The sequence below is a fragment of the Dechloromonas sp. CZR5 genome (genome assembly GCF_008711155.1).
Lineage (GTDB): Bacteria > Pseudomonadota > Gammaproteobacteria > Burkholderiales > Rhodocyclaceae > Azonexus.
This window is the reverse complement of record NZ_VUYQ01000002.1, coordinates 226,895-243,844: the sequence shown is the minus strand read 5'-3', so window position 1 is coordinate 243,844 and position 16,950 is coordinate 226,895. Positions and strand designations below refer to the sequence as shown.

The 16,950-nt window shown below is 62.3% G+C and carries 16 protein-coding genes; 8 read left to right on the top strand and 8 right to left on the bottom strand.

Annotation, left to right across the window (positions count from 1 at the left end; all coding sequences use genetic code 11):
• Positions 1–255: 255 nt before the first annotated feature.
• Genes F1002_RS06225 through F1002_RS06210 form a run of 4 tightly spaced genes read right to left on the bottom strand, consistent with a single transcriptional unit; the run spans position 256 to position 2,580 of the window.
• Positions 256–552, bottom strand: coding sequence for a DUF167 domain-containing protein (locus F1002_RS06225; RefSeq protein ID WP_150428154.1), 297 nt, complete (start codon positions 550–552; stop codon positions 256–258).
• On the bottom strand, positions 549–1,082 hold the full coding sequence (locus tag F1002_RS06220) for a YggT family protein (protein WP_150428153.1): 534 nt from the start codon (positions 1,080–1,082) through the stop codon (positions 549–551). The genes F1002_RS06225 and F1002_RS06220 overlap by 4 nt, the downstream gene beginning before the upstream one ends.
• Complete coding sequence (proC, locus tag F1002_RS06215; protein WP_150428152.1) at positions 1,082–1,894, bottom strand: pyrroline-5-carboxylate reductase; 813 nt, start codon at positions 1,892–1,894, stop codon at positions 1,082–1,084. The genes F1002_RS06220 and proC overlap by 1 nt, the downstream gene beginning before the upstream one ends.
• Positions 1,891–2,580, bottom strand: a complete 690-nt coding sequence (locus F1002_RS06210; RefSeq protein ID WP_150428151.1) for a YggS family pyridoxal phosphate-dependent enzyme — start codon at positions 2,578–2,580, stop codon at positions 1,891–1,893. The genes proC and F1002_RS06210 overlap by 4 nt, the downstream gene beginning before the upstream one ends.
• 57 nt (positions 2,581–2,637) lie before the next feature.
• Here F1002_RS06210 and F1002_RS06205 point away from each other — a divergent pair, with 57 nt between their 5' ends.
• The 6 genes from F1002_RS06205 (at position 2,638) to F1002_RS06180 (ending at position 8,502) form a co-directional block, all read left to right on the top strand.
• Complete coding sequence (locus tag F1002_RS06205; RefSeq protein ID WP_150428150.1) at positions 2,638–3,681, top strand: type IV pilus twitching motility protein PilT; 1,044 nt, start codon at positions 2,638–2,640, stop codon at positions 3,679–3,681.
• A gap of 33 nt (positions 3,682–3,714) precedes the next feature.
• Positions 3,715–4,851, top strand: a complete 1,137-nt coding sequence (locus tag F1002_RS06200; protein ID WP_150428149.1) for a PilT/PilU family type 4a pilus ATPase — start codon at positions 3,715–3,717, stop codon at positions 4,849–4,851.
• Between the two features lie 19 nt (positions 4,852–4,870).
• Positions 4,871–5,557, top strand: coding sequence for a DUF4197 domain-containing protein (locus tag F1002_RS06195; protein WP_150428148.1), 687 nt, complete (start codon positions 4,871–4,873; stop codon positions 5,555–5,557).
• 61 nt (positions 5,558–5,618) lie between these two features.
• Entirely contained in the window at positions 5,619–5,936 is a 318-nt protein-coding gene (locus tag F1002_RS06190; protein ID WP_150428147.1) for a hypothetical protein, read from the top strand.
• Between the two features lie 120 nt (positions 5,937–6,056).
• Positions 6,057–8,051 (top strand): UvrD-helicase domain-containing protein, encoded by a 1,995-nt coding sequence (locus F1002_RS06185; RefSeq protein ID WP_150428146.1) that lies wholly within the window; start codon positions 6,057–6,059, stop codon positions 8,049–8,051.
• 139 nt (positions 8,052–8,190) lie between these two features.
• Positions 8,191–8,502 (top strand): hypothetical protein, encoded by a 312-nt coding sequence (locus F1002_RS06180; RefSeq protein ID WP_150428145.1) that lies wholly within the window; start codon positions 8,191–8,193, stop codon positions 8,500–8,502.
• Positions 8,503–8,626: 124 nt separating this feature from the next.
• On the opposite strand, the gene F1002_RS06175 is transcribed toward F1002_RS06180, so the two are convergent.
• Positions 8,627–9,040 carry a cytochrome c5 family protein gene (locus F1002_RS06175; RefSeq protein ID WP_223879488.1) on the bottom strand — a complete coding sequence of 138 codons (414 nt, stop codon included), beginning with the start codon at positions 9,038–9,040 and terminating at the stop codon, positions 8,627–8,629.
• A 382-nt stretch (positions 9,041–9,422) separates the two neighbouring features.
• Here F1002_RS06175 and pncC point away from each other — a divergent pair, with 382 nt between their 5' ends.
• On the top strand, positions 9,423–9,923 hold the full coding sequence (pncC, locus tag F1002_RS06170) for a nicotinamide-nucleotide amidase (protein ID WP_150428143.1): 501 nt from the start codon (positions 9,423–9,425) through the stop codon (positions 9,921–9,923).
• Between the two features lie 12 nt (positions 9,924–9,935).
• Here pncC and F1002_RS06165 read toward each other — a convergent pair whose 3' ends face one another.
• From F1002_RS06165 to ubiB, 3 genes are read right to left on the bottom strand one after another with little or no spacing between them, the layout of a single operon-like run.
• A complete protein-coding gene (locus F1002_RS06165) occupies positions 9,936–10,373 on the bottom strand; it encodes a DUF302 domain-containing protein (protein WP_150428142.1) in 438 nt (145 codons plus the stop codon).
• A gap of 60 nt (positions 10,374–10,433) precedes the next feature.
• On the bottom strand, positions 10,434–13,712 hold the full coding sequence (locus F1002_RS06160) for a DEAD/DEAH box helicase (RefSeq protein WP_150428141.1): 3,279 nt from the start codon (positions 13,710–13,712) through the stop codon (positions 10,434–10,436).
• Positions 13,713–13,718: 6 nt separating this feature from the next.
• On the bottom strand, positions 13,719–15,239 hold the full coding sequence (gene ubiB, locus F1002_RS06155; protein ID WP_150428640.1) for a ubiquinone biosynthesis regulatory protein kinase UbiB: 1,521 nt from the start codon (positions 15,237–15,239) through the stop codon (positions 13,719–13,721).
• Positions 15,240–15,429: 190 nt separating this feature from the next.
• On the opposite strand from ubiB, the gene F1002_RS06150 reads away from it, so the two are divergent.
• Positions 15,430–16,950, top strand: a complete 1,521-nt coding sequence (locus F1002_RS06150; protein WP_191090321.1) for a diguanylate cyclase — start codon at positions 15,430–15,432, stop codon at positions 16,948–16,950.

Here is a 16,950-nt window from a genome sequence, read left to right as displayed (position 1 = left end):
CAATGCAAAACGGCGGACTTCTCCGCCGTTTTGCATTTAAAGCATTGTTCGTTTGCGGAAATTGAGCGGGCCGGAAAAAGAAAACCCCACAAAGAATTAACTTTGTGGGGTAAAAAAGTTCTGGAAGAGACAAACTCAATTTCAAGCTTGCATTGACGAATTATCCATATGAACCTGCCATGAAGCTGACGAGCAGGGTGCGGCGAATACGGACGAGTCGTTCCTCTTATGGAGGGTAGGGTGTCGTTGCCGGTGTCAGTGTTGCGAGGCGAGTGTCTCAATGGCGGCGCGATCGACTCCCTTAAGCTCCAGCACCTTGCGTCGCGATGTACTGCCGCTTTTCAGGCTGACGGCTGTTTTGGCCATGCCCAACGTGTCGGCAATGAATTTCAGCAGGGCCTCGTTGGCCTTGCCGTCCACCGGTGGGGCGGCAAGACGAATCTTCAGGGCATCGCCGTGCAGCCCGGCGAATTCGGTCTTCCTGGCGCCGGGCTGGATATGCAGGGTCAAGGTGATGCGACCGTCGCCGGCCACCCGATACCAATCGCTCACAGGAACATCAGGGCGACCTGCAGGAGCAGGATGGCGACCAGTGGTGACAGATCGATGCCGGAGATGGTCGGCAGGATGCGGCGGATGGGATCGAGGATGGGGCGCGTCAGCTGGTAGGCCGGTGCCGCCAGCGGCGAGTAGGGATTGATCCATGACAGCACGGCTTGCAGGATCAATGCGCCGATCAGGATATAGACGGCAAGGCGGAGCAGGGCCTTGGCGGCGAACCAGAGGATCATCAGGCCAAGGGTGCCGACATCGTTGCTGATGGCCGGGCCGACAAGGCCGATGACGAGGCCGGAGAGCAGCAGCTGCACGGCCAGTGCGGCGATCAGGCTGGCCCAGTCGAAGCCGCCGAAGCCCGGAATCAGGCCGCGCAGCGGCTTGACCGCCCAGTTGGTCAGCTTGACGACGAAATCGCCGATCTGCCCGGCGAACGATACGCGCATGGCTTGCATCATGAAGCGCAGCAGGAAAAGCGTGCAGAAAAAGCTGGCGACGGCATCGAGCAGAAAGGCGATGGCTTGCATCAGCCGGCTCCCAGCATCTTGCCAAGCTCCTGGCCACGGGCTTCGGCGGCCTTGCAGCCAGCGACGATGCCTTCCTTGACGCCTCTTTCGGCCATTACCGTTAGCGCAGCCTCGGTGGTGCCGCCTTTGGAAGTGACACGCTCGCGCAGGGTGGATGCCGGTTCGGTGGATTGGGCAGCCAGCGCGGCGGCGCCTTGGACGGTTTCGATGGCCAGCTGGCGGCCCTGTTCCGGCGTGAAGCCGAGGTCGGCGGCAGCCTGCTGCAGGGCTTCGATGAACAGGAAGACGTAGGCCGGGCCGCTGCCGGAAATGGCGGTGACGCCATCGATCTGCGCTTCGTCGGCAATCCAGACAGTGGTGCCGACAGTCTTCAGTACGCGGTCGGCCGCGGCGCATTGGTCAGCGCTCACTTCGGGCAAGGCGCACAGCCCGGTGATGCCGGCGCCGATCAGTGCCGGCGTATTGGGCATGCAGCGGACGATCTGGCGATGGCCGCCGAGCCAGCGCGATAGCGCGGCCATGTCGAGTCCGGCGGCGATGCTGATGACCAGCGTGTTGCCGAGCTTGGAAACGAGCGGTGCGACGGCTTCCTTCATTTGCTGCGGCTTGACGGCCAGCACCAGGATGTCGGGGGCGGCCGGAACGCTGTCGGCGCTGGCATGGCAGGTGACGCCATAGCTGTCGGTCAGCCTGGCGCGGGCTTCGGCGCCGAGGTCGATGACATCAATGTCGGTAGCGGCGAAGCCTTGCTTGACCATGCCGCCGATCAGAGCGTTGGCCATGTTGCCGCCGCCGAGGAAAACGATTTTCATGCGTAGTTTCTTTCACCAAAAATGGCCGTGCCGATGCGAACGATGGTCGCTCCTTCGGCAACGGCGGCTTCAAGATCGTGGGACATGCCCATGGAGAGTGTGTCGAGCGGCAGGCCGGCCGCCCGTATCTGTTCGCAGAGCTGGCGCAGTTGCCGGAACGGCCGGTGCTGGGCCTGCGGATCGTCGACCGGTTCGGGAATGGCCATCAGTCCGCGCAGCTGCAGGCCAGGCAAGGCAGCGACGGAACGGCAGAGCGCAAGGGCTTCGTCGGGTGAGCAGCCGCTCTTGCTGGCTTCGCCGGAGACGTTGACCTGGACGCAGACCTGCAAGGGGGGCAGATAGGCAGGGCGTTGTGCTGACAGTCGTTCGGCAATTTTCAGGCGTTCGATCGAATGCACCCAATCGAAATGCTCGGCGACCGGCTTGGTCTTGTTGCTTTGCAGCGGGCCGATGAAGTGCCATTCAAGATTGCGCCCGGAGATCGAAGCGATCTTGTCGATACCTTCCTGCACGTAGTTTTCACCGAAGGCACGCTGTCCCGCCTCGGCGGCATCGACCACGCAGGAAAGCGGCCAGGTCTTGCTCACTGCCAGCAGGCGGATCGATTCCGGTGAACGGCCGACAGCCGCTGCTGCTTTGGAAATGCGGGCCTGGACGGCTTGCAGGTTGTCGGCGATTGCGCTCATAATCCATTAGGAATTAACAACAATTCAAAGTATACACGCGCGCCGAGGACGATCCGCATGGACATCACCGAACTGCTGGCCTTCAGTGTCAAGAACAAGGCCTCCGACCTTCATCTGTCTTCCGGCCTGCCGCCGATGATCCGCGTCCATGGCGACGTGCGTCGCATCAACCTGCCGGCCATGGAGCACAAGGATGTGCACGGCATGGTGTACGACATCATGAACGACGGCCAGCGCAAGGTGTATGAAGAAACACTGGAATGCGATTTTTCCTTCGAAATTCCCAATCTGGCGCGTTTTCGCGTCAATGCCTTCAACCAGCATCGGGGCGCCGGTGCAGTATTCCGGACCATTCCGTCCAAAGTGCTGACGCTGGAAGAGCTCAATGCGCCCAAGATATTCAGGGAAATCTGTGAATACCCGCGCGGTATCGTGCTCGTCACCGGGCCGACCGGCTCGGGCAAGTCGACGACGCTGGCCGGCATGGTCAACCATATCAACGAGAATGACTACGGCCATATCCTGACGGTCGAGGATCCGATCGAATTCGTGCACGAGGCCAAGAAATGCCTGATCAACCAGCGCGAAGTCGGCCCGCATACACTGTCTTTTGCCAATGCCCTGCGCTCGGCGCTGCGTGAAGACCCGGACGTGATCCTCGTCGGCGAAATGCGCGATCTGGAAACCATCCGCCTGGCGCTGACCGCAGCCGAGACGGGCCACCTGGTGTTCGGTACCTTGCACACCTCGTCAGCGGCCAAGACGGTGGACCGCGTGGTCGATGTCTTCCCAGCGGCCGAAAAGGAAATGGTGCGTGCCATGCTGTCCGAGTCGCTGCGCGCGGTCATTTCGCAGACCCTGCTCAAGACCAAGGATGGCACCGGCCGCGTCGCTGCGCACGAGATCATGATCGGCACCCCGGCCATCCGCAACCTGATCCGAGAGAACAAGATCGCGCAGATGTACTCGGCGATCCAGACCGGCCAGAATTTCGGCATGCAGACGCTGGACCAGAACCTGATCGATCTGGTGCGGCGCAATGTCGTGTCGAGCGCCGAGGCGCGCTTCCGTGCCGCCAACAAGGATTCCTTCCCGGCTTGATCCGGGGCTTGAAAGAACAAACGAGAGGAAGGTATGGAACGCGACCAGGCAATGAAATTCATGCACGATCTTCTGCGCCTGATGGCGCAGAAGAAAGGCTCCGATCTTTTCATTACCGCCGGTTTCCCGCCAGCGATCAAGATTGACGGCAAGATCACACCGGTTTCCAACCAGGTGCTCACCTCGCAGCACACGGCGGAACTGGCCCGTTCGATCATGAACGACCGTCAGGCAGCCGAGTTCGAAGCGACCAGGGAGTGCAATTTCGCCATTTCGCCGGCCGGCATCGGGCGCTTCCGGGTCAATGCATTGGTCCAGCAAGGGCGCGTCGGCGTTGTGTGCCGGACGATCAACATGACCATCCCGACGCTTGATGACTTGCAGCTGCCGCCGGTCCTCAAGGACCTGGCGATGACCAAGCGCGGCCTGATCATCTTCGTCGGCGGCACCGGCACTGGCAAGACGACATCACTGGCGGCCGTGGTCGATTACCGCAACGAAAATTCGTACGGCCACATCATTACCATCGAAGACCCGATTGAATATGTGCACGAGCACAAGAACTGCATCGTCACGCAGCGCGAAGTCGGTGTCGATACCGATGACTGGGGTCCGGCGCTGAAGAACACGCTGCGTCAGGCGCCCGATGTCATCCTGATGGGCGAAATCCGCGATCGCAATACCATGGACTACGCCATCGCCTTCGCCGAAACCGGTCACCTGGCTCTGGCGACCCTGCATGCCAACAGTGCCAACCAGGCCATCGACCGCATCATCAACTTCTTCCCGGAAGAGCGTCGCCAGCAACTGCTGATGGACCTGTCGCTCAACCTGCGCGCCATGGTCTCGCAGCGCCTGATTCCCAAGAAGGACGGCAAGGGCCGCGTGGCAGCGATTGAAGTGATGCTCAATTCGCCGCTGATTTCCGACCTGATCTTCAAGGGTGAAGTGCACGAGATCAAGGAGATCATGAAAAAATCCCGCGAACTCGGGATGCAGACCTTCGACCAGGCGCTGTTCGACCTCTACGAGGCCGGCAAGATCACTTACGAGGATGCCCTGCGCAACGCCGACTCACTGAACGACCTGCGTCTGCAGATCAAGCTGCACGGCAAGGAGTCGAAGGACCGTGACCTGACCACGGGGATCGGTCATCTCGACATTGTCTGATTCCACGGAGGAGCGCATCGTGCGTTATGTGACAAAAGCCGTATTCGCCCTGTTCGTGAGCTTGGCCACTACCCTGGTGCAAGCCGGGGCACTGGATGCCGTGTCGACCGGCGATGCTTCGGCCGGCGTCAAGGAGGCGCTGAGCAAGGGGGCGGATTATGCAGTTTCCTCGCTGGGCCGGAATGGCGGGTTTCTCGGCAACGACAAGGTGAAAATCCCGTTGCCGGGCTACCTGCAAAAGGCCGAGTCGGCGCTGCGCATGTTCGGACTGGGCAAGCAGGCCGAGCAGCTGGTCGAAACCATGAACCACGCTGCCGAAAATGCGGTTGCCGTTGCCAAACCGGTGCTGGTCGATTCGATCAAGAAAATGAGCGTCCAGGACGCCAAGGGCATCCTGACGGGCGGTGACGACAGCGTGACGCAATACTTCAAGCGGACCTCGAGCGAGCAGCTGACGGCCAGGTTCATGCCCATCGTCAAGAAGGAAACCGGCAAGCTGCAACTGGCCGAGCAGTACAACCAGTTTGCCGGCAAGGCGGCCGGTGCCGGCCTGATCGACAAAAAGGACGCCGACATCGACAGCTATGTCACGCAGAAGGCGATGGACGGCCTGTTCCTGATGATTGCCGAGGAAGAGAAGAAGCTGCGGGCAAATCCGCTCGGGGCCGGTAGCGATTTGCTGAAGAAGGTTTTCGGCGCGCTTTGAGCGTCAGCAGCCCTGGCTAAAGCTTTGCTTGACGATGACGTAAATGGGGTTAGGAGTCCCCATGAAACTGCATCGTCTGTCTTCCACCACGCAGCGTATCTCGCAAGAGTCGGTCGACCGTGTTCGGCAGGCCGCGGGCGAGGTTGTTCGTCGCGTCGAGATGCTGGAGGGGATCGAGGGCGACCGGCAGCGCAGCTTGCGCCAGGAGCTGGCTGAAATCGACCCGAATGCCATCAGCGAATTCAATGGTGGTGAGCAACTCCTGAAGGAAGCGCGCGAGGTCGCCTCCCAACTGTCGGAGCTCGGGGAGTCGTTCGAAGATCTGGTCAAGTCCGATGTCGTCCCCCGGAAACTGTGCGGTGTGGATGACAAGGCTTGAGCGGATGTTTCTTGTGATGCAACGGCTCGGGGAAACAACGTCACTTTTCTGACTGGGTTAGAATCCGGGCATTGCCTTCGATCTGCCCCGCTCCAGCGGGGCTCTGTTTTTCCAGGAACCATGTCCGGTCTCAATCCCCAGCAGCGCGAAGCGATTCATTACCTCGACGGCCCCTTGCTGGTGCTGGCCGGGGCCGGCTCCGGCAAGACGCGGGTGATCACGCAGAAGATCGCCTATCTGGTTCAGGATTGCGGCTTCCAGCCGCGGAACATCGCCGCCATCACCTTCACCAACAAGGCGGCCAAGGAAATGCAGGAGCGTATCGGCAAGATCCTGTCGCCGGCGCTGGCCAACGACTTGCAGATTTCCACCTTCCACTCGCTGGGCGTGCGCATCCTGCGCGAGGAAGCCAAGGCGCTGGGCTACAAGCCGCGCTTTTCCATCTTCGACTCGGCCGACTGCGCCGGTATCCTGGGCGAGGCGGCGGGGACGGTGGACAAGGCGACCGTCCGCATCCTGCAGTCGCTGATCTCCAACTGGAAGAACGCGCTGGTCAGCCCGGAAGCGGCGCGCCACCTTGCGCGTGACGAGCACCAGAAGCTGGCCGCACACGCCTATCTGAGTTACGAGGCGACGCTGAAAGCCTACCAGGCGGTCGATTTCGACGACCTGATCGGTCTGCCGGTGAAGCTCTTCTCCGAACATCACGACATCGCCGACAAGTGGCAGAACCGCCTGCGCTACCTGCTGGTCGACGAATACCAGGATACCAATGCCTGCCAGTACCAGTTGCTCAAGCTGCTGACCGGGGTGCGCGCGCAGTTTACGGCGGTCGGCGACGACGATCAGGCGATCTACGGCTGGCGTGGCGCCGACATCGACAACCTGCGCAAGCTGCCCGCCGAATTTCCTAGCCTCAAGGTCATCAAGCTCGAGCAGAACTACCGGTCGACGGTGCGCATCCTGAAGGCGGCCAACAACGTCATCGCCAACAACGAGAAGCTGTTTGACAAGAAGCTGTGGTCCGAGCACGGCCACGGTGAGCAGATCAGCGTCACGACCTATCGCGACAACGATGCCGAGGCCGAGGGTGTGGTCATGAAGCTGCAGGCGCACCGCTTTGAACAGCGCAGCCAGTTCAAGGACTACGCCATCCTCTATCGCTCCAACCACCAGGCGCGGATGTTCGAGGAATACCTGCGGGACCATCGCATTCCCTACCTGTTGTCCGGTGGCAAATCCTTTTTCGACAAGGCCGAGATCAAGGACATCATCGCCTACCTGCGCCTGCTGGCCAACGAGGACGACGATCCGGCCTTCATCCGCGCCGCGACCACGCCCAAGCGCGGCATAGGTGCGGCCACCCTGCAGGTGCTCGGCACCTATGCCGGCGAGCGGCATATCTCGCTGTTTGCAGCGGCCTTCGAGGAAGGCTTCGCGCCGCGCGTTGCGCCGCGTCAACTCGAACCGCTGCTCCAGTTCGGGCAGTTCATCAACCGCATGCAGGAGCGTGCCGGGCGCGAGTCGGCCAACCTCGTGCTGCCCGATTTGCTCAAGGCCATCGACTACGAGACCTACCTCTACGACCACGAGGAAGAACGCGCAGCCCAGACGCGGTGGGCCAATGTCTGCGAATTCGCCAACTGGATCAACAAAAAGGGCGAGCTCGACGGCAAGACGCTGATCGAGCTGACGCAGAGCATTGCGCTGATCAACATGCTCGACAAGCAGAACGACGAAGAGGTCGATGCCGTGCAGCTTTCGACCCTGCATGCCTCGAAAGGGCTGGAGTATCCGCATGTCTTCCTGGTCGGCGTCGAGGAGGGCATCCTGCCGCATCGCGAATCGACCGAACCGAGCAAGATCGAGGAAGAACGTCGCCTGATGTACGTCGGTATCACCCGTGCCCAGCGCACCCTGAACATTTCGTACTGCGAGCGGCGCAAGCAGGCGCGCGAATTCATCCCTTGCGAGCCGTCGCGCTTTATCGACGAAATGGGGCGCGACGACGTGCGCTTCGCCGGCGGCAAGGATGCCAAGCCGGTTGAAGACAAGGCTACGGTCAAAGCGCGTACCGGGGGGCTTTTGGATATGCTTGCCGGAAACAAGCGCTAACGGCCCGGTAATACGGCGTTACAACGGGTTACTTTCCTCCTGACATCCGGGCTGCGATGGCCCGCGTTATTCGGCACAAGGCAGCGCGATTCCGCAAAGCCGGTGCAAAACCCAACGAATACCACTCAGGAGATTCAACATGATCAAGCAACTCGTCGCCATCGCCATCGCTGCATCCTTCGGTATTGCCCACGCCGCCGACGTCAAGCCGGCCGTTACCGAAGCGAAGGCTGCCGCACCTGCCGCCGCCGCTGTCGTCAAGACCGAGGCCCCCAAAGTCGCCGAAGCGGTCAAGACGCCGGAAGCCAAGCCGGTCGCCGCTGCTCCGGACGTGAAGAAGGAAGAAGCCAAGGCGGCCGCCAAGCCGGCGAAGAAGGCGAAGAAAACCACCAAGCCGGTTGCTGCCGAGTCGGTGGCTCCGGTTGCTGCCGTCGAAGCTGCCAAGAAGTAACGACTCCGGCAGAAGCCGACCTGGCCCTCCAAAAGCCAGTCCGGTCGAGGCGCCCCAAGCGGGCGCCTTTTTGTGTCCACGAAAAAGGGAGGCCGCAGCCTCCCTTGTCGTGATTCCGAAAGCCTTACTTGGCTTTGCTCATCACATATTCGACGACGCCCTTGATTTCCTCGTCGGACAGCGTGGCGCCACCCTTCGGCGGCATGGCGTTCTTGCCGTTGGTCACGCTCTTGATCAGGGCATCCTTGCCCTGGGCCAGACGCGGCGCCCAGGCGCCCTTGTCGTCAATCTTCGGTGCGCCGGCGGCGCCGGAGTTGTGGCAGGCACCGCAAACCGAGTTGTAGATGGTGGCACCATCGCGCGGACCGCTGGCTGCAGCGGCTTCGGCCTTGGCCAATTCAAACTTGGCGACCGGCTGGATGCGAACATCGGATTCGTCGGTGCCCTTGGCTGCATCGGCTGCCGAGTTGAAGGTTCTGTTGGTGAGCGGGTAGATGATGGCGATCAGAACAACCGCTACGCCAATCGTTTTCCACATTATGCCCTTGGAAGAATATTGTTCAGCCATGCCGAAGACCCCAGTGCGTTAGATATAAAACCTCGATTATAACGGCCCGGCGTAGCGGAGCAAAAAAAACCCCGCCAGCGGCGGGGTGTAAATTTCTCGAAAGGGGGAGTTTCGAGAGGAGGGGTTCAATGCACAATTGAATTCTAGGGGCGCCACCCCGTTCCGTCTGTCGTCCTTTCGTAGCCTTCTGTAACAGAATGTTGCAGAAGGAATTATTCCGCTTTCGGCCTTTCGTTGAATTCCCATGGAATATGCGGTTTGAATTTGTTGCTCCGGGAGGCAATGTGGCAGCAACTACCGGGTGCTCATTCCGGCGGGTAGCGCGAAACATCCCCATGCTACGATGCATGCCATGCATGAACTCGAAAAACTGGCTGAATGTCTGGGAAACAGGCTCCTTGAGCGGGGGGCTACGGTGGCTGTGGCAGAGTCCTGCACCGGCGGCTGGGTTGCCCAGACGCTGACGGCGATTGCGGGTAGTTCGGCGTGGTTCGACCGCGGCTTCGTCACGTATTCGAATGCTGCAAAAAGCGACATGCTCGGCGTTGCGGAGACGACCCTGGCTCGGCACGGCGCAGTTTCCGAAGCGACGGCGAGAGCGATGGCGCAAGGCGCGCTCGAGCATAGTCTTGCCGATTGGACACTGGCCATTACCGGTATTGCCGGGCCAAGCGGCGGCTCTGCCGACAAGCCGGTGGGGACGGTCTGCTTTGCCTGGGCGTCGCGTGACGGAGGTTGCGAGGCGCAGACGCGGCTTTTTTCCGGAGATCGCGCAGCCGTTCGCGAGCAGTCGGTGCGCCATGCGCTGAGCGGCTTGCTGGCGCGAATCGATGCCGCGACGGAAGCGGCCTGAACGCCCGTCCGGTTATTGCATGGCTTCGGCGGCTATCGACTTGAGCAGCGGTTCGACCAGTTCGGCGGCGGCGCCGGCGGGGCGGCGATAGGCGACCCAGGTGCCCGTTTCGCCGGGCAGGGTATAGATCGAAATGGCAAAGGGGCAGAGCACGATGTTGTGCGGGTCGAGCTCCATCATCTGGCGCGAAAGGCGGGCAGAACAGAATTCGATGATCTGAGCCTGGTCGAATATTCGCCGCGAGGCCCCCAGGTCGACACCGGTTCGTTCCAGCATGCTGCCGATATGGGCTGTGTAATTGATGACCAGGCCGCGGCTTTCGATGGCCGTGACCACCGTCTCGCGGGTGTCTTCGAAGCCGGCTGTGGTTTTTTTCTTCTCCATCCACACATCTGCATGAACGGTGAGTGCGGACAGCATAAGGCCGGCCAGGAGCAGAAAGCGACGCATGAACGACCTCCATCAGGAAAGTCTTATTTCTTATTGTAACGGATAGGCGCCGCGGCGCGATCAGTCGGGTAGCGGCTCGAACAGGGCGGCGAGATCGTCGGTGCCGAACTTGACGTCGACCTGATGATCCTCGGAGAGGATGCCGGCGGCGAGTTCGGCCTTGCGCTCCTGCAGGGCGAGAATTTTTTCTTCGATACTGCCGCTGACGATCAGCTTGTAGACAAAGACCGGCTTGTTCTGGCCGAGGCGGTGGGCGCGGTCGGTAGCCTGGTTTTCGACGGCCGGGTTCCACCAAGGGTCATAGTGGATGACCGTGTCGGCCGTCGTCAGGTTCAGGCCGACGCCACCCGCCTTCAGGCTGATCAGGAAGACTGGCACCTGGCCTTCCTGGAAGCGACGGATCGGTGTTTCGCGATCGTTGGTGTCGCCGGTCAGGGTGACGTAGGCGATGTTGGCCTTGTCGAGTTCGTGCTCGATCAGGGAGAGCATGCTGGTGAATTGCGAAAAAACCAGCACGCGGCGGCCCTCGTCGACCAGTTCGGGCAGCATGGCCATGAGCAGGTCGAGCTTGGCGCGCTCCGGGACCTTGCGGGCTGCGCTGGCTTTGACCAGGCGCGGGTCGCAGCAGACCTGGCGCAGCTTGAGCAGGGCGTCGAGAATGACGATCTGGCTGCGTGCGAAACCCATGCGGGCGATCTCGTCGCGGACCTTGGCATCCATTGCGGCGCGGACCGTTTCGTAGAGGTCGCGCTGGGCACCTTCGAGTTCGACGCTGCGTACGATGATGGTCTTGGGCGGCAGCTCCTGGGCCACGTCTTCCTTCTTGCGACGCAGAATGAAGGGGCGAATGCGACGGGCGAGCAGGCTGCGGCGGGCAATGTCGCCTTGCTTCTCGATCGGCGTGCGCCAATGGCGGGTGAACTGCTTGCTCGTCCCGAGGAAACCGGGAAGCAGGAAATCGAACTGGCTCCACAGTTCGCCGAGGTGGTTCTCCAGCGGCGTGCCGGTCAGGCACAGACGGTGCCGTGCATCCACCTTGCGTACCGCTTCGGCGCTCTGGCTCTGGGCGTTCTTGACAGTCTGCGCCTCGTCGAGGATGAGCAGGTGATAGCTGTGCTGCATCAGTTCGTCGGCATCGCGCCACAGCAGCGGATAGGTGGTCAGCACCACGTCATGCGTCGAAATGTCGGCGAAGCGGCTCTTGCGCTCCGGGCCGTGCAGCGACAGCACCTTGAGGTCCGGAGCGAAGCGGGCGGCTTCGTTTTTCCAGTTGAAGATCAGCGAGGTTGGCAGGATGACCAACGCCGGTTTGTCGAGGCGGCCGCCTTCCTTCTCCAGCAGCAGGTGGGCCAGCGTCTGAGCGGTCTTGCCGAGACCCATGTCGTCGGCCAGGATGCCCGACAGTGCGTTGGCCCGCAGGAATTGCAGCCAAGCCAGGCCTTCGCGCTGGTAGGGGCGAAGGTCGAGGTGGAAGCCGGCGGGTGGCGCGACATCGGAAATGCCCTGGGCAGCCAGCAGGCGCTCGGCCAGAGCCATGATGTCGTTCTGACCACGGAACTGCCAGCGGCTGAGGTCGGAGAGTTCGGCCAGGCGGGGGGCGTCGAAGCGCGACAAGCGCAGCACGTCGCCACCGGAAAAACCGTCGAACAGGTCAATCAGCGTTGCGGCCAGCGGCTTGATGCGGCCGGCGGGGACGCGCAGGCGCTTGCCGCGGGCAGTGTAGAGGTCGATGCCTTCATCGTCGGGGACGCGCTCCAGCTCCGCCACTTCCAGCCAGCGCGGGTCGCTGCGGAACAGGTTGGCGAGGAGCGGTGCCAGCGGCAGGCGCTCACCTTCGACGATGATGCCCATGTCGAGGTTGAACCAGCCGTTGTCGGATTCGTAGAGCTCGGCATCCCAGCCGTCCACCTCGATGACGTGATGGCGGAAGTCTTCCGGGAATTCGATCTGCCAGCCGGCCTCCTTCAGGTGCAGAGAGCCCTCCTGCATGAAGGGCACCCAATGCATTTCGTCGGCCAGGCCATAGACGCCTTCGGGCGGGCTGCCGAAGGTGTGCAGGGTATGGCTCGGAATCTTCTGCAGGCCGCTGCCGGCCAGCGCTTCCAGCGCCCTCGTTTCGGCCTCCGGGCGGCGCTTCAGGCGGATCGTCTCGCCTTCCGGCAAGGTGATGAACTCGCTTTTCTCTTCGGGCCGGATGTCGGCGTCGCCATAGCGGAAAACGACCTTGGCGACATCGAACTCACCGCCGGCGAAATTCTGCGGATAGCCCCGCCAGGCGCGGTGGCCATGCGTATGCAGGGTTTCGAGCTGCAGGATGGGAATCAGCGGCGCGTCGACGAGGCGCAGGCGGGCGCCGGCATCGCCGCCCGGTAACTGCAGGTCGGGCGCGAGCTCGGACAGCGCTTCGGCGACCAGGGCGGCCTCTTCGGCGGACAGGGGCGGCAGCGAGAATAGGCGGCTGACCACGTCCGGATTGCCGGAAACCTCCAGCGGACCGACTTCGCCTTCCGCCAGGTCAACGTACCAGGGCGGGTCGACCGCAATGATCATCTCGGCCGACGGCTGCGGTTTCAGGTAGGGGCGCTGGAAGCCCATGCCGTCGATGTTCCAGCCGATGGTAGCCGGGCGCGGGGTGCCGGCATTGAGCGGCAGCCCGAGGTCGTCCTCGGGGTAGAGGCGATGGCTGGCCGCCATGCGCTGCAGGATTTCGCCGCCCCGCTCCGGGCCGAGCCCAAAGGCGCGCAGGCCGGTTTCGTGGCCGCGATCGGCCCAGATCAGGCGCAGGATGCCGAGATCTTCCTCGCTGACGAATTGCGGTGGCGTGAGCAGGGCACGGTCCACCTTCCACCATTCCTCAGCACTTTCCGGATATTTACCCTTACGGATTTCGATACCGAACTGGCGCTTGTCGGCTGTCCATTTCAGGATGTAGAAGAGTTGCTGGCGAGCGCTGCTCGGCCGGGCTTTCTTTTTGGCCACGGCGATCGAGGTGCGGCGCAGGTCCTCGATCCACGACAGGGCGCTGCCGCTTGGCTGGGCGGCCGGGGCGCGCGCCTCTATGGCCTTGAGCAAGGTGGCGGCGACATGCTTGCAGTGGCGACCGACTGTGCACGTACAGCGGCTGACGACCCCCATCTCGCCGCTCTGGTCCTGGCTCAGGTAAGCCTGGACCTTGTAGGGTTCGGGCGCCGACCCGGGTACCTGTGCGCTGAGCATGTTGCCGTCGATGTTCAGGTCGCGGACCAGGTCGACGTAGGGTTTGGCCTTGTTGATGTCGCGCGTGGCGAACCAGTCGGCGACATGTTCTTCGGTAAACGTGGATAGCGTAATGACAGCCATCGACGGTCAGGCGAACAGGGCGCCGACGAGCAGGGCGAGCAGCAGGGCGATGACGGCCAGCCAGCGGTTCTGCTGACGCTGGGCGGCAATCAGGCGCTCGATCTGAGGTTGCAGGTCGGCCTTGGCCGGCTGGGCCAGGGCCTGGTGCACCAGGCGGGGAAGTTGCGGGATGCTGCGGGCCAGATAGGGAGCTTCGTGCTTGAAGGTCTTGAGTAGGCCACGCCAGCCAATCTGTTCGCTCATCCAGCGTTCGAGGAAGGGCTTGGCGGTCTTCCACAGGTCGAGTTCGGGGTCGAGCTGGCGGCCGAGGCCTTCGATGTTGAGCAGCGTCTTCTGCAGCATGACCAGTTGCGGCTGGATCTCGACATTGAAGCGGCGCGAGGTCTGGAACAGGCGGAGCAGCACCTTGCCGAAGGAAATATCCTTCAACGGCCGGTCGAAGATCGGCTCGCAGACAGCACGGATGGCGGCTTCGAATTCGTCGACGCGGGTGTCTTTCGGCGCCCAGCCGGATTCGATGTGGGCTTCGGCGACGCGCTTGTAGTCGCGGCGGAAGAAGGCCAGGAAGTTCTGCGCCAGGTAGTTCTTGTCGCTATCGGTCAGCGTGCCGACGATGCCGAAGTCGAGCGCGATGTAGCGGCCGTCCGGGGCGACGAAGATATTGCCCGGATGCATGTCGGCATGGAAGAAGCCGTCGCGGAAGACCTGCGTGAAGAAGATTTCGACGCCGGCGGCGGACAGTTTCTTGAGATCGATGCCCTCGGCGCGCAGGCGGTCGATTTGCGAGATCGGCACACCCTTCATGCGTTCCATGACCATGACGGTCGAGGTACAGAAATCCCAATGCACTTCCGGCACGATGAGCAGGGGGGAATCGGTGAAATTGCGGCGCAGCTGCGAGGCGTTGGCCGCCTCGCGCATCAGGTCGAGTTCGTCGCGCAGGTACTTGGCGAACTCGGCGACCACCTCGCGCGGCTTCAGGCGCTTGCCGTCCGACCACAGCTTTTCGAGCAGCATCGCCAGGTTGTCCATCAGCGCGAGATCGTGTTCGATGACCGACAGCATGTTCGGCCGCAGGATCTTCACTGCGACGTCATGGCCGCCATCCTCGTCGCGCAGGCGGGCGAAATGCACCTGGGCGATGGAGGCCGAGGCGATCGGGGTCGGGTCGAATTCGGCGAAAACCTCATGGGCGGGGCGGCCGTAAGCTTTTTCGATTTCGGCCAGGGCAAGACCGGAATCGAAGGGTGGAACGCGATCCTGCAGACGGGCCAGTTCGTCGGCGATATCCGTTGGCATCAGGTCGCGCCGGGTGGATAGCACCTGGCCGAACTTGACGAAAATGGGGCCGAGGGCTTCGAGGGCCAAGCGCAGGCGTACAGCGCGCGGCGTCGACAGGTCGCGCCAGAACTGCAGGGCGTTTGCAAGGCGCACCAGTCGGCCGCTTGGCTCGTGTTCGAGCACCATCTCGTCGAGGCCGAAACGGCTGGCGACGGAGGCGATCTTGAACAGGCGGAAGAGGCGCATGGGGAGGTGGATGGCCGGCAAAGTCAAACGAGCATGCTAACACGCCTACGCGGGTTGCAGACCTGCAAATTCGGACTGACGGGCTGCTATTTGAGGTACGCCGTCGTATATCCGGAAGGGGATGCGATAAACTGTTACAACTATCATTCACATTGCTCGCTTCCCTACTCCAAGACCGGAAATCGCCTCCATGAACGAGTTGAAAAATCCGACCGATATCGCTCGGGAAGCCCTCAAACGTCTGGCGGCGAAGCATTTGCCGCCGACCCCGGCCAATTTTCAGGTTTGCTACAACGAGATCGCCGGTTTGCCGGATATCTCTCCGTTCCCTGAAAAGCCCTTGCGCCAGCTGGCCGCCGCGCTGGTGCCGCATGGTCCGCAGCAGGACGCGCATCTCGATGCCTTGGGGCAGGCGATTACACGACGGAGCTGGCAGGGAGTGACCGACGCCGTGCTCGGCTTCTCCCAGGCGGCGGGTGGGTGGGCGCCGGCTGTCTCGGGGGGCGTGGCGCCGGACGTGTTGCCCGCCGAGTTGGCGCTCAGTCTGGCGCGGCTCGTCGAGAGCTTTTCGCCTTTCTTCGGGTGCGACAATCCGCGTTCGGTGGCCGCCGCCGGTGAGCTGGCCCTTCTGCTCAAGCAGCCGAAAGTCGAGGTGCATGCCGTGCGCCATGCGCTCGACCAGATGGTCTGCCATGTTCGCTCCGGTGTCGAGGAGCAACTGGAGATTCGGGACTCCCTGCTCAAGCTGCTCCAGCTCATCATCCGGAACATCGGCGAACTGGGTATCGATGACCGCTGGCTGAAGGGGCAGATCGACGGCCTGCTGGCCAGTATCGCGCCACCGCTGACCTTGCGTCATCTCGACGAGATGGAGCGACGCATGCGTGATGTCCTGGAAAAGCAGGGGCGTGCCCGCATTCGTTCCGTGGCGGCTCAGCAGGAGATGCGCGAGATGCTCTCCGAGTTCATCAAGAGCCTCTCCCAGATGAACCGCTCGAGCAGCGCGTTCGAGGTGCGTATCGAGGAGACGGCACGGCAGGTGGAGAAGGTGACCACGCCGGATGAGCTGAAACCCTTGCTGGAAGGGGTTATTTCAGCGACCCATGCCATGGCGGAGGAATCGGCGCATTCCCGCGAACAGCTCAAGAGCCTGCAGGAGAAGGTCGAGGTGACCGAGGCCGAGCTCATCCAGTTGCATCACGAACTCGACAACGCCAGCGCACTGGCCCGCCACGACCCGCTGACCGATGCCCTGAATCGCAAGGGGCTGGACGAGGCGCTGTTGCGTGAGATAGCCAGCATGCGGCGCAAGGAAACCCCGCTGTCGGTCAGCTTGCTCGACATCGACAATTTCAAGAAGCTCAACGACAGCCTGGGACACGACGCCGGCGACGGTGCCCTGATTCACCTGGCCAACGTGGCACGCCACAACATACGGCCGAGCGACACCCTGGCCCGCTACGGCGGCGAGGAGTTCGTCATCCTGATGCCGGATACGGGGCTGGATGAGGGGATCGAGGTGATTACCCGTCTGCAGCGCGAGTTGACCAAGGCCATCTACATGTCGGGCAGCGAGCGGGTCTTGATCACCTTCAGCGCCGGGGTGGCGCAGGTCGCTCCCGACGAGGCCGGGAACGATGCGATCCGGCGGGCGGACCAGGCCATGTATCTCGCCAAGCGGGCCGGCAAGAACCGGGTGTTTGGCGGCTGA

Bases quoted from the DNA above. Each gene is read 5' to 3' on its own strand.
- F1002_RS06185 (WP_150428146.1), top strand. From the start codon at position 6,057: ATGTCCGGTCTCAATCCCCAGCAGCGCGAAGCGATTCATTACCTCGAC.
- F1002_RS06160 (WP_150428141.1), bottom strand. From the start codon at position 13,712: ATGGCTGTCATTACGCTATCCACGTTTACCGAAGAACATGTCGCCGAC.
- F1002_RS06180 (WP_150428145.1), top strand. From the start codon at position 8,191: ATGATCAAGCAACTCGTCGCCATCGCCATCGCTGCATCCTTCGGTATT.
- F1002_RS06190 (WP_150428147.1), top strand. From the start codon at position 5,619: ATGAAACTGCATCGTCTGTCTTCCACCACGCAGCGTATCTCGCAAGAG.
- F1002_RS06165 (WP_150428142.1), bottom strand. From the start codon at position 10,373: ATGCGTCGCTTTCTGCTCCTGGCCGGCCTTATGCTGTCCGCACTCACC.
- F1002_RS06210 (WP_150428151.1), bottom strand. From the start codon at position 2,580: ATGAGCGCAATCGCCGACAACCTGCAAGCCGTCCAGGCCCGCATTTCC.
- F1002_RS06175 (WP_223879488.1), bottom strand. From the start codon at position 9,040: ATGTGGAAAACGATTGGCGTAGCGGTTGTTCTGATCGCCATCATCTAC.
- F1002_RS06200 (WP_150428149.1), top strand. From the start codon at position 3,715: ATGGAACGCGACCAGGCAATGAAATTCATGCACGATCTTCTGCGCCTG.
- F1002_RS06150 (WP_191090321.1), top strand. From the start codon at position 15,430: ATGAACGAGTTGAAAAATCCGACCGATATCGCTCGGGAAGCCCTCAAA.
- pncC (WP_150428143.1), top strand. From the start codon at position 9,423: ATGCATGAACTCGAAAAACTGGCTGAATGTCTGGGAAACAGGCTCCTT.
- F1002_RS06220 (WP_150428153.1), bottom strand. From the start codon at position 1,082: ATGCAAGCCATCGCCTTTCTGCTCGATGCCGTCGCCAGCTTTTTCTGC.
- ubiB (WP_150428640.1), bottom strand. From the start codon at position 15,239: ATGCGCCTCTTCCGCCTGTTCAAGATCGCCTCCGTCGCCAGCCGTTTC.
- F1002_RS06205 (WP_150428150.1), top strand. From the start codon at position 2,638: ATGGACATCACCGAACTGCTGGCCTTCAGTGTCAAGAACAAGGCCTCC.
- proC (WP_150428152.1), bottom strand. From the start codon at position 1,894: ATGAAAATCGTTTTCCTCGGCGGCGGCAACATGGCCAACGCTCTGATC.